This window comes from Aeromonas sp. ASNIH7, assembly GCF_002903485.1.
GTDB classification, from domain to species: domain Bacteria; phylum Pseudomonadota; class Gammaproteobacteria; order Enterobacterales; family Aeromonadaceae; genus Aeromonas; species Aeromonas caviae.
Genome location: NZ_CP026226.1, coordinates 420,928 through 432,758, shown reverse-complemented (window position 1 = coordinate 432,758; position 11,831 = coordinate 420,928). Strand labels below are relative to the sequence as shown.

General features: G+C 49.4%; 10 protein-coding genes. All 10 read left to right on the top strand.

What is annotated here, in order from left to right:
- Positions 1 to 5 precede the first annotated feature (5 nt).
- The 10 genes from C2U47_RS01910 (at position 6) to C2U47_RS01865 (ending at position 11,668) form a co-directional block, all read left to right on the top strand.
- Positions 6 to 1,091 carry a glycosyltransferase gene (locus C2U47_RS01910; RefSeq protein WP_103261385.1) on the top strand — a complete coding sequence of 362 codons (1,086 nt, stop codon included), beginning with the start codon at positions 6 to 8 and terminating at the stop codon, positions 1,089 to 1,091.
- 68 nt (positions 1,092 to 1,159) lie between these two features.
- Entirely contained in the window at positions 1,160 to 2,281 is a 1,122-nt protein-coding gene (locus tag C2U47_RS01905) for a glycosyltransferase family 4 protein (protein WP_103261384.1), read from the top strand.
- 503 nt (positions 2,282 to 2,784) lie between these two features.
- Entirely contained in the window at positions 2,785 to 3,816 is a 1,032-nt protein-coding gene (locus tag C2U47_RS01900; RefSeq protein ID WP_001809438.1) for an IS630-like element ISAhy2 family transposase, read from the top strand.
- Positions 3,817 to 3,875: 59 nt separating this feature from the next.
- Positions 3,876 to 4,991 carry a polysaccharide export protein gene (locus tag C2U47_RS01895; protein ID WP_080770008.1) on the top strand — a complete coding sequence of 372 codons (1,116 nt, stop codon included), beginning with the start codon at positions 3,876 to 3,878 and terminating at the stop codon, positions 4,989 to 4,991.
- 63 nt (positions 4,992 to 5,054) lie between these two features.
- Entirely contained in the window at positions 5,055 to 5,483 is a 429-nt protein-coding gene (locus C2U47_RS01890) for an arsenate reductase/protein-tyrosine-phosphatase family protein (RefSeq protein ID WP_103261383.1), read from the top strand.
- A gap of 55 nt (positions 5,484 to 5,538) precedes the next feature.
- Positions 5,539 to 7,716: a polysaccharide biosynthesis tyrosine autokinase gene (locus tag C2U47_RS01885; protein ID WP_103261382.1), complete on the top strand. Its 2,178-nt coding sequence runs from the start codon at positions 5,539 to 5,541 to the stop codon at positions 7,714 to 7,716.
- A 150-nt stretch (positions 7,717 to 7,866) separates the two neighbouring features.
- Entirely contained in the window at positions 7,867 to 8,094 is a 228-nt protein-coding gene (locus tag C2U47_RS01880) for a hypothetical protein (protein WP_103261381.1), read from the top strand.
- A gap of 21 nt (positions 8,095 to 8,115) precedes the next feature.
- Entirely contained in the window at positions 8,116 to 8,835 is a 720-nt protein-coding gene (locus tag C2U47_RS01875) for a YjbF family lipoprotein (RefSeq protein ID WP_199766839.1), read from the top strand.
- Positions 8,832 to 9,587 (top strand): capsule biosynthesis GfcC family protein, encoded by a 756-nt coding sequence (locus C2U47_RS01870; protein ID WP_103261380.1) that lies wholly within the window; start codon positions 8,832 to 8,834, stop codon positions 9,585 to 9,587. Before C2U47_RS01875 ends, C2U47_RS01870 begins: the two co-directional genes overlap by 4 nt.
- The gene (locus tag C2U47_RS01865) at positions 9,584 to 11,668 is read left to right on the top strand and encodes a YjbH domain-containing protein (protein WP_199766838.1); all 2,085 of its coding nucleotides are present in this window, start codon (positions 9,584 to 9,586) and stop codon (positions 11,666 to 11,668) included. Before C2U47_RS01870 ends, C2U47_RS01865 begins: the two co-directional genes overlap by 4 nt.
- Positions 11,669 to 11,831: the final 163 nt, after the last annotated feature.

Genomic DNA, 11,831 nt, shown 5'->3' with positions numbered 1-11,831 from the left:
TAATCATGAACATCATCCTCATAATCACCGGCCTTGGCATGGGTGGGGCGGAGCGGCAAGTTTGCGACTTGGCAGACCAATTTACAGCTAAAGGCCATAAAGTCTTGTTAATCTCGATGACCGGTGAGACGGTTAACCGCCCGCTATCTTCCAAGATTGACGTCTCAGAACTCAATATGGCCAAAACTCCGATAGGGTTTATCAAAGCCTATTGGCAAGCGCGACAGCTAATCAAGCAATTTAAGCCTGATGTGGTGCATAGCCATATGGTGCACGCCAACTTGTTTTCCCGACTTTTGCGATTGAGCGTTCGCATACCAAAACTGATTTGTACCGCTCACAGTACTAGCGAAGGTGGGCGTGGGCGTATGCTTGCATACCGTATTACAGATAAGTTATGTGATATAAGCACGAATGTAAGCCAAGAGGCCGTTGATGCCTTTTTTGCTCAAGGTGCTGTAGCGAAGGGAAGGATGTTGGCGATGCATAACGGTATTGATACTGAGCGTTTTACATTTGATATTAATCATCGCATTCGACTACGGACCGAATTAAATATTAGCGAAGAAATCCCGCTATTGTTAGCAGTAGGCCGATTAAACGTAGCTAAAGATTATCCAAATTTACTGTTAGCATTTCACCATATTATTAAGGCTGGGAGCCTCGCACACTTAGTGATTATCGGTGTCGGAGATGAAGAAACTAAATTAATTAAGATGGTTGCTGAGCTTGGCTTGTGTAAACGTGTTTATTTTCTAGGCTTACGCCATGATGTTCATGAATGGATGAGTGCTGCCGATCTCTTTGTTCTTTCTTCTGCTTGGGAAGGATTTGGGTTAGTGGTCGCAGAAGCTATGGCTTGTGAGCGCCTGGTTGTCGCGACCGACTGTGGTGGAGTTAGGGAGGTTGTTGCCAACTGTGGGGTGTTGGTGCCACCTAAGAATAGCACCGAGCTGGCTAGAGCATTGACCGATTGCTTATCGTTATCAGCTGAGCAAGTAAAGGAACAAGGACGTGCAGCCCGTCAGCGTATAGTAGAGCATTATTCATTAAAAAGCCAAGCCGCTAATTGGTTAAGGCTTTATATGTAATTTAGTCGCTGTTTCAAATTATTCGTAGAACATTTTCGTCATGATTGTTTTTAAATTAAGGTATTTAGGTGAATAATAAAAAAGTTGCTTTGGTTGCCAATACCTCTTGGTCGATGTTTAATTTTAGAAATGGTGTGTTATCTCGCTTGCTTGAAGAGGGGTATCAGTTAACTATCATCGCGCCGTTTGATGAGTTTTCGGAAAAGTTGAGAGAGATGGGTTGTAATGTGATAGATCTGCAGATGTCAGCCAAAGGGACTAACCCTCTACAAGATGTTAAGTTAATCTACACTCTTTATCAGCTTTACCAGAAAATTCAGCCTAACTTTATTATTCATTACACCATCAAACCAAATATCTATGGTTCACTAGCTGCAAAATTGGCTGGTATTCCCTCTTTGGCCATTACTACAGGTTTGGGGTATACATTTGTTAATGATAATTTAGTTGCAAAGGTGGCGCATGGTTTATATAAATTAGCGTTTCGTTTTCCTGAAGAAGTATGGTTTTTAAATGAAGACGATCGACATGTTTTTTTACATAAAAAACTAATTGAATCAAATAAAGCCATTCTTTTACATGGTGAAGGTGTTGATATCACACATTTTTCACCCCAGTCAATATCAATAAATGATGGTAAGGTTCGCTTTTTATTAATTGCCAGAATGCTTTGGGACAAGGGGATCGGTGATTATGTTGAGGCTGCTCGCATTCTCCGGCAGAAGTATCCACAGGCTATTTTCCAATTACTTGGCTCCTGTGGTGTTGCTAATCCAAGTGTTATTGCTCGTGAACAAATTGTCGAATGGGAAAGTGAGGGGCTAGTTGAATATCTTGGTACAACAAAGGATGTTCGACCTATCATCGCGAATGCTGACTGTGTTGTATTGCCATCTTTTTATCGCGAGGGTGTCCCACGAACGTTAATGGAGGCTGCCGCAATGGCTAAACCATTAATTACTACAGATAATGTTGGTTGTCGTGATGTTGTATTACCAGGTATAAGCGGATTTTTGTGTCCGATAAAAGATGCCACCTCATTGGCTGCCTGTTTTGAGAAGTTTATTGTCATGGAACCAGCGCGCCGTGCAAGTATGGGAATTGCTGGTAGAGAGTTCATGGAAAAAAAGTTTGACGAACGATTGGTAATTGAAAAGTATATGTATACTTTAAGAAAATATGTTTTTTGAGATTTTCATTTAGTTGCATTTTTGGTCGTATCAATAATGTTATTGCTATTTTTTATTTGCTCTTATTTTATGGGTTGACTTAATGTATATTTTTGCTTTTAGTTCTGTTCGATATTTGCGATTTGATTGATTTATTGAACACTACTCTTTTCAAGGGTGCAGAAATTATCATGTTAATATACCGGCAGTGAAGATAGAGTAAATATGAAATGTTATTTTACGATCTTTTTGAAATATCTCTCACACTTTTGTGTGAATTATTATATCATATGGCGATTTTCTTAGGGAAGGTGCGAATAAGTCATATGGCACGAGAGCATTTACTGGTAACCCATTGATATTAAATGACTAAAATTTTCATTTTTTGTTCTTGGGATACTTGTTCGCACTTTCCCTAAATAGCTGTTCCGAATAGTAGATCACCGGAGGAAGGGAACTCAGTCCAGTTTGTGCGATCTGATTAGTCGCTAAACAAAACAAGCCACACCCAAAGGACTGAGTTGATGCCTATCCTACCACCTCTGCCACGACCACAACGGCGCCGCATTCACAAAATCATCCATGCCACCCGTGATAAAGGACATGCTCGTCGCTTGATGGCCATCTTGCTGTTACATGAAGGACGCACGATCACCGATGTTCATCACCTTACCGGCGCTGCGCGCTCGACCATCGGTCGTTGGCTTCGGTGGTATCGAGATGAAGGCATAGATGCGCTAGAAGCCTTACCGGCTGGCCGTGCCCCAGTCTTACCTATCGCCAAGATTGTCACCTTACTGGTGCTGCTCATGCAGTTTTCTCCGCAAGATTTTGGTTATCAGCGCAGCCGTTGGTGTACTGAACTATTGGCTATAAAAATCAATCGGTTAACAGGGCTCAATGTGGCAGCCTCCACGCTCCGCCGATGGTTACCTCGTATGGGCATTGTCTGGCGCAGGCCCGTGCCGACCTTGCGGATAAAAGACCCAGCCTATCAGGAAAAAATGGCGAATATCGACGCCGCGCTGGCCCGCTGTGATGCCGATAATCCGGTGTTTTATGAGGATGAAGTCGATATAGACCTCAATCCCAAATTAGGAGCCGACTGGATGTTCAGAGCGCAGCAAAAGCGGGTTGTCACACCGGGGCAGAATGCCAAGCATTATCTGGCAGGCGTTCTCCACGCAGGCAACGGAAGGGTACTTTACGTCAGCGGGATCAAGAAAAACTCATCGCTGTTTATTGCCATGCTGGAAAAGCTGCGCCACCACTACCGACGAGCCAAAACCATCACGTTGATCCTCGATAACTACATCATTCACAAAAGCAAACAGACCGAGCGATGGTTGAAGAAGAATCCCAAGTTCTGCCTGGTGTTCCAGCCAGTTTACAGCCCTTGGGTTAATCACATAGAACGGCTATGGCACAAGTTACATGAAACCATCACGCGCAATCATCAATGCAGAGGGATGGCAAACCTGCTGGCCCGAGTGAAACACTTCATGGATACCGTGTCTCCTTTCCCGGGGAATGGCTATGGCACAGCGAAGGTGTAGCACTATTGGGATCAGTTATTTAGTTCAGTTCCTGATGGCAAGCTTAATAAGGTGTAGTAGTGAAAAGGATTCAGCTCATCCCTCTGTTGTCGGCCGTGGCTCTACTCAGTGCATGTACTGTGGTGCCGGGTACCAATCTTTCCACCAGTGGCAAAACCGAGGTGGCTACAGGTTCAGTTGATGTTGATCAACTGGCCGATGTCTACCCGGTGACGCCAGCACTGGTCAGCGAATTGCGCAAGGCGCCGGTGGTGGGCAAGGCCAACCCTGAGCTCAATCGCCAGATCAGCAGTTATGAGTACCGTATCGGGGTTGGCGACATCCTCAATGTGACGGTGTGGGATCACCCGGAGTTGACCATTCCTGCCGGCTCCTACCGTAGCGCGAGCGAGGCGGGTAACTGGGTACACGCAGATGGCTCCATCTTCTACCCCTATATCGGCAAGGTCGCCGTGGTGGGAAAAACGGTATCTGAAATCCGTGTGGATATTGCCAAGCGGTTGGCTCAGTTTATTGAAAGCCCACAAGTCGATGTCAGCATTGCGGCTTTCCGTTCCCAGAAGGTTTATATCTCAGGCGAGGTGACCAAGCCGGGGGCGCAGCCCATCACCAATGTGCCGATGACCCTGCTCGATGCTTTCAATCTGGCCGGGGGCTTGAGCCCGACGGCGGATTGGCATCATGTGGTCCTGACTCGCCAGGGCAAGGAATACCCGCTGTCGCTGCAGGATCTTTTGCAGTATGGCGACCTCTCTCACAACCAGCTGATGCGCGATGGCGACATGCTCTATGTGCCGCGTAATGATGCCCAGAAAGTGTTTGTCATGGGGGAAGTCAACAAGGCTTCAACCCTGACCATTGGTCGTGAGGGAATGAGCCTGACGGAAGCCCTGAGCAGTGCCGAGGGCTTGAACCAGAATGCTGCCAATGCCACAGGTATTTTCGTATTGCGCCCGGCAGGCAAGTCACAGCAGAAAGCCGCCATCTATCAACTTGATTTGAGTGATGCCACTGCGCTGGTGATGGGGACGGAGTTTGCGTTGCAACCCTATGACGTTGTGTATGTGACTACCGCACCTGTGACGCGCTGGAACCGCGTGTTGAGTCAACTGGTTCCCTCCATCACTGGCTTTAACGAGTTGACGGAAGGCATGTTGCGGGTTCGCAACTGGTAACGCTCAATGGATATTGACTCGGGGCCGTTTGCATCGGGTTGAAGATGAAAGAGTGACAGTAATATGTTTGAGAAAATTCTCGTCGTGTGTGTGGGCAATATATGTCGTTCCCCGACGGGTGAGCGTCTGCTGCGGGAGCGTTTGCCCGGCCGTGATATCCGTTCTGCCGGACTGAGCGCACTGGTCGACAAGCCTGCTGATCAGGTCGCTAACGACGTAGCCCTGCAACATGGGGTTTCTCTGGAGGGGCATGTTGCGCGTCAGCTTAACCGCGCGTTGTGCCAGGAGGCCGATCTCATCCTTGTCATGGAGAAAGGGCATATTTCCGCCGTGACCGCCATTGATCCTGGCGCCCGCGGCAAGACCATGCTCTTTGGCCATTGGCTGGGTGAGTGCGAGGTGCCAGATCCCTATCGCCTCAGCCGGGAAGCCTACGAGCACGTTTACCAACTGCTGGTGCGTGGGGCCGATGCCTGGGTAAAAAAACTGTAACCACAGCCTGTGCCTGTGTTCGGGTTTATCTGACAATAAAAATGGACTCTGTGTAATGACGACTTCTTCTGTTTCGTCCCGGCAAAATAGTGCTGCGGTGGAAAACGATGAGATCGATCTGGGGCGCCTGCTGGGCTACCTGATCGATGGCCGTTGGTGGATTGTGTGTATCACCGGCTTCTTTATGATGATGGGTGTTGCTTACGCCTTGCTGACGACACCAGTCTTCAAGGCCAACGCCCTGCTGCAAGTGGAAAAAAAGGCCAGCGGCACCGCTCTTCTCGGTGACATGGCCGATGTGCTGGGTGGCGAACAGGCTGATGCCGCCGCCGAGATAGAACTCTTGACCTCGCGCATGGTGCTTGGCCGCACAGTGCAAGAGCTCCATCTTGATACCGTGGTGACCCCCGATTTCTTCCCGCTGGTTGGCCGTGGTGTGTCTCGCCTGATGGGCCAGCCCTATCCCAAGATGGCGATTAGTCGTTTTGAGGTGGCACCCGAGCTGATTGGTACTCCCTTCACCTTGACCTTGACCGGAGAAAACCGTTTTACCCTGGAGGTGGAAGGCCGGGTACTCGAAGGACAGGTGGGCAAACTGCTCGAAAAAGAGGATGTGACCCTTCTCGTAGCAGACGTTGCCGCACAAGATGGCCAAGTATTTACCCTGGTCAAGCAGCCTTTGCTTGATGTGATTGGCGAGCTGCAGAGGGATCTTCAGGTCAGCGAGAAGGGCAAGAATACCGGGATCATTTCTCTGGCGTTGGAAGGGGAAGACAAGGGGCGCATTCGCGCTGTGCTCGATAACATCAGCCAGAACTATCTCCAGCAGAACGTGCTGCGCAAGACTGAAGAAGCCCAGAAGAGCCTGGATTTCCTGCAGACCCATCTGCCCCAGGTCAAAGATGACTTGAACCGTTCGGAAGAGCTGCTCAATACGTATCGTCAACAGAACGAGTCGGTTGATCTGTCGCTCGAAGCGAAAGCGGCACTGGACACCATGGTCGGGATTGAGAAACAGCTCAATGAGTTGACCTTCCGTGAAGCCGAGCTGCAACAGCTCTATACCCGTCAGCATCCGGCCTATATCGCCTTGATGGAGAAGCGCCAGACTCTGATCAACACCAAGAACAACATCAACAAGTCGATCAAGCGCTTGCCGAAAACCCAGCAGGACATCTTGCGATTGACCCGTGATGTGCAAGTGGGCCAGGAGATCTTCGTCCAACTGCTCAACAAGCAGCAAGAGCTCAATATCATGAAGGCGGGGACCATCGGTAATGTGCGTATCATCGATGATGCCGCAGTCGAAACCCGTGCTGTCAAGCCGAAGAAGCCGCTGATTGTGGTGCTGGCGACGCTGCTTGGAGGCATGTTGTCAGTGGGCCTTATCCTGGTGCGCGCTGCATTCCACCGGGGTGTCGAGAGCCCCGAACAGTTGGAAGAGATGGGGCTGTCCGTCTACGCCACGATTCCCTATTCCGAAGATCAGGCCAAGATAGAGCAGCAGCAGAAGAAGAAAGGTCGAAAAGCGATGGCTCTCAATGAAGCCTTGTTGGCCGCCCGTAATCCGGCCGACCTGGCGATAGAGTCGCTGCGCAGTCTGCGTACCAGCCTGCATTTCGCCATGATGGAGGCCAAAAACAACATCGTCATGATCTCGGGTCCTGGCCCTGGTCTCGGTAAAACCTTCGTATCGACCAACTTTGCTGCCACCTTGGCCATGGGGGGCAAGAAGGTGCTGGTCATCGATGCGGACTTGCGCAAGGGCTATATGCACAAAGTCATGGGGCAAGAGATGGGGGCTGGCTTGAGCGCCTATCTGGCGGGTCAAAGCGAGATGATGCAGGTGATCAGCAAGACTGGCTTTGACGGGCTCGATTTTGTCTGTCGTGGTGCAGTGCCACCTAACCCCTCAGAATTGCTGATGCATCCTCGCTTCAAAGCGCTGCTGGATTGGGCCGCCGAACATTACGACTTTGTCATTGTCGACTCCCCGCCGATCCTGGCGGTCACGGATGCGGCCATCGTCGGCCAGCATGTCGGGGCGTCTTTGCTGGTGGCTCGTTTTGCCCAGACAGCGGTGAAAGAGGTGGAAGTGGCGATTCGTCGCTTCGAGCAAAATGGTGTAGTGATCAAGGGTATTCTGCTCAACGCGGTAGAAAAGAAAGCCAGCAGTTATTACGGCAATTACGGATATTATCAATATAGCTATGGTGATAAAACCAAAGCCTGATCCTGCTGCAGATAATTGATAAGGGATTGGTAATATTCAGGGAGGCGAAATCGTAGGTTCAATCGATGCCTCCTTTGAGTAATACTAGATAAGGCTGAGGGGTTCCACTCAGTGTTATGTTTTAGCTGTGTCAACAAAAAGGAAGATAAGATGAAAAAGAGTGCGTTTGTTTTGGCTGCGCTGCTGGCTGTTTCTGCTAATGCCATGGCTGTCGAAGAAGCTGGCGGTGCTGCCGGTGCGGGTGCGAGCGGCGCTGCTGCGGGTGTGGCTGGTACCACTATTGCAGTGGGTGCTGCTGCTGCGCTGGTAACTGTGGTTGCGGTATCTGAATCCAACAACCGCAACAACAACACCAGCACTACCACCTCAACCCGATAATATTCAACAAGGCTGCTCTGTTTGAGCAGCCTTGTTTTCTTCTTATCCCTCATGGATGGTGTATTGCGCGTGGCACAGTATTTATCTTATTTCCCCTCCCGATTATTGGCATGGTCAGCCACATTGTTATTGGCTGGCTGCAGCACCTCGACCCATCAGACGATCGAGACTCTGGGTTATGTGTTCAACAAGCCTGATGATATTGTACTGACCTCATCCGAGCTGAGAGCGCTACCCTATGCGAGTGCCTATATCAAGGTGGGCGATCTTCCCCAGGCGTTGGTTGTACTGGCATATGTCAATGGTCCGCGCATGTCATGGATGAGCGCCGATGGTGTGATGTTTGTGACTCAGCATGGGCGCTTGATTAAAACAGTGGGTTTGCCAAATGATTTGCGCTATCTGGGGAGTCTGGATAAGGATCCGCTGAAGACTTCCCGGTTAGACAAGACACCCTCGATGGTGTGGTATAGTGTCGCTGAGTGGTCGAAAAAATACACCAGTGGCTATCCCTTGAGTATGCATTACACGCAGTTGGGGAATGAGGTTCTGAATATTATGGACCGCCCCTATAAAACGACGATTATAGAAGAGCATGTCGTTACCGCCCCGAATGAAGAGCGATGGCTGAATCATTTCTGGATCGATGAGCAGACAGGTCAAGTTCGTAAATTCCAGCAGCAATTAGGCCCTTCCTTGCCAATGATCGAAATGACATTCCTTAAGCCCTATTCATCATGAAAATAATATATAGCTTATTGCTCGCAGCCTTGGGGGCTGCCCCTGTTATGGCAGATGTGTCCGTGTCTGTTTGGTGGCAAGGTCAACCGACAGCAACAATGACTCATCCCCAGTCCATGCTGTTGAGTGACGCGTTGTTAAACTCGGCAGTCTCTCAGTACGATAATTATTGGCCTGTCGCTCATATTTCTACTCCTGCGCGCCAAAAAGACATTGAGTATCAACAGCAAGCCGTGCTGAAGGATCTCAGATTGCTGGCAACGTACTGGCAGCAGCATGATGAAGCTGAGCTCGCCCATGCCGCTTTACAGTTGAATCAACAGTTACAGCAGTTGCATTTGACAGGGCGTTTCGAATTGCCTGTGGATCCGGATATCAGCCTGGTGCCATCAGGTGCCAACCCCGTATTGCAGGGGGACTATCAGCTGTATCTTGCCCCTCGCCGTTCGCAAATCTATCTGGCCGGCTTGATTGGTCGCCCTGGCGAGGCCCCGGTTTTGCCTGCGGCAGGGCTGAGAGAGTACTGGAAAAAGCTGGATCGCTTGTCCGGAAGTGATGACACCGGCGCGTATCTGATTTCCCCCAGTGGCAAATCTGAGTGGATCCCCGTTGCCATCTGGAATGAACGCCATGTTGAAGCCATGCCTGGCGCCACTCTGTTTGTCGGTTTTGCTCCGAGTGTGCTGCCTGAGCAATATACAGACTTGAATACACGCATGTTGACGTTGTTAGCGAATCGGATGCCCAAATGACCTATCCAAGACTCTCACTGATTGCCCTGCTGGTATCCTTTGCAACACACGCTGATGCCGACATTTTTGAGCCGTTGGGTCCATCACAAAGTGACTTCGGCGGCGTTGGCTTGCTGCAAATGCCAACCGCCAGAATGGCCAAGACGGGTGAATTCAGTGCCAATTATGTTGATGATGATCAGTACCGTCGCTGGTCTATGTCAGTGCAGCCGTTCGACTGGCTTGAAGCCACTTTGCGTTATACCGACGTAAGAACTCGCCTTTATAACGCGAATCCCGACTTCAGTGGTGACCAGACTTACAAAGACAAGGGCATGGATGTCAAAGTCAGGTTGCTGGAAGAGTCTACCTGGATCCCGAATCTCTCTATGGGTTTTCGTGACCTGATGGGGACGGGGCTGTTTGACAGTGAGTACATTGTCGGCAGCAAGCGTGTTGGCCCGTTTGATTTCACCCTTGGTATGGGGTGGGGAAATATGGGGGAGAGCGGGAACATTACCAATCCTTTTTGCGAGTGGAAAAATGATTGGTGTTCACGAGATAATGGCTATTCCAGCGGTGGTGGCAAATTTGAAACAAAAAATATGTTCCACGGTAATGCTGCCTTGTTTGGGGGTGTTGAATACCAGACACTTTGGCAGCCACTTCGCCTGAAGCTGGAATATGATGGCAATGATTACAGTAATGAATTTGCCGGGAAAATTGATCATTCATCTCCTATCAATATAGGTGCTGTTTATCGTCTGTTTGATTACATGGACACTCATCTTAGTTATCAGAGGGGAAATACTCTGATGTGGGGGGTTACTCTTCGGACCAACTTTAATGATTTACGTCAGAATCATTTAGATGAGCCTCGCCCTGTGTATATCGCTGAAAAGGCCCCGATAGACTCGTCACACGTTGATTGGCCTGTCATGGCAGGGCAGTTTGAAAGCAATGCTGGTTGGAATACAGCATCACTTTATAGTGACCAGTCCACTGTAACCTTGCTGGGTCAACAGCACAAATATAGGGACCAGCAAGAAGCGATCGATCGTACTGCTCTGGTTGCGATTAATCATCTGCCTGAGACTGTCGAAGAGTTGAGAGTCATTGAGCGCCAGCGAGATTTCCAGTTGCAAGAGACGGTGATTGATCTCGACTCTGTGCGAAAGGCGAACCAGCCCCAGGTTCTTGGGCAGGAGGCAGTGGTAGAAGATCATCAAAAAGTACCTGCTCCTGTCCAGGGAACGCTCCGTTACCAATCTGAACCAGAGTGGTTCTCTTATTCATTTGACCCGGCCCTGACGCAATCTTTTGGTGGTCCTGAATCATTTTATATGTATCAGATAGGCATTAATGCCAACAGTGAGCTGCGTCTTTCCGATAAGGATTGGTTACAGGGTACGTTGTTCTTCAATATTGCGAACAATTACGACAAATTTAATTACAAAACACCACCTGCCGACACGGATGCGTTACCGAGAGTACGCACTTGGGTGAGAGAGTATGTCGACTCTTCCAATATTCTGCTGAACAACCTCCAGTTAACACATATGGAGCAACTTGGTCAGGAGTGGTACGGCCAGGCATACGGCGGCTATCTGGAAATGATGTACGCCGGTGTCGGGGGAGAGGTGCTTTATCGTCCTTTCGGTCAGTCATGGGCTCTGGGTCTGGATACCAACTGGGTCAAGCAGCGTGATTGGAACAACACCCTGAAGATGGCTGATTACGACGTTGCTACGGGTCACTTGACTGGCTATTGGCAGTTGCCTTTTATGGACAATGTCACTGCCAAGGTAGCTGTCGGGCGTTATCTGGCTGGTGACCTGGGGGCCACGTTTGATTTCTCCAAGCGCTTTGACTCCGGGATTGTGATGGGAGCATACGCGACCTTGACGGATGTGTCGGCCGAAGAGTACGGGGAAGGCAGTTTTACCAAAGGCATCTATATTACAGTTCCCTTCGACTTGATGTTGATTCGTCCCACAACATCCAAGGGAACAATTGGATGGGTTCCTCTGACAAGAGATGGGGGGCAGATGCTCAGCCGAAGCCATACCTTGTATGACATGACCGAACGCCTGCCGCTGTAAGGCTCTTCTCGGTATTGATTCGTTAGTCTAATGAGCCGTGATAGTGTTTTTACTGTCACGGCTTTTTTTATGCATGATGAGGCATAAATGGGAAGAGAGTGCAGTTTGGTTCATAAGGTTTTTTGGGGAACATCAGTCTTGTACTGGTTGCTTGGCATGCATT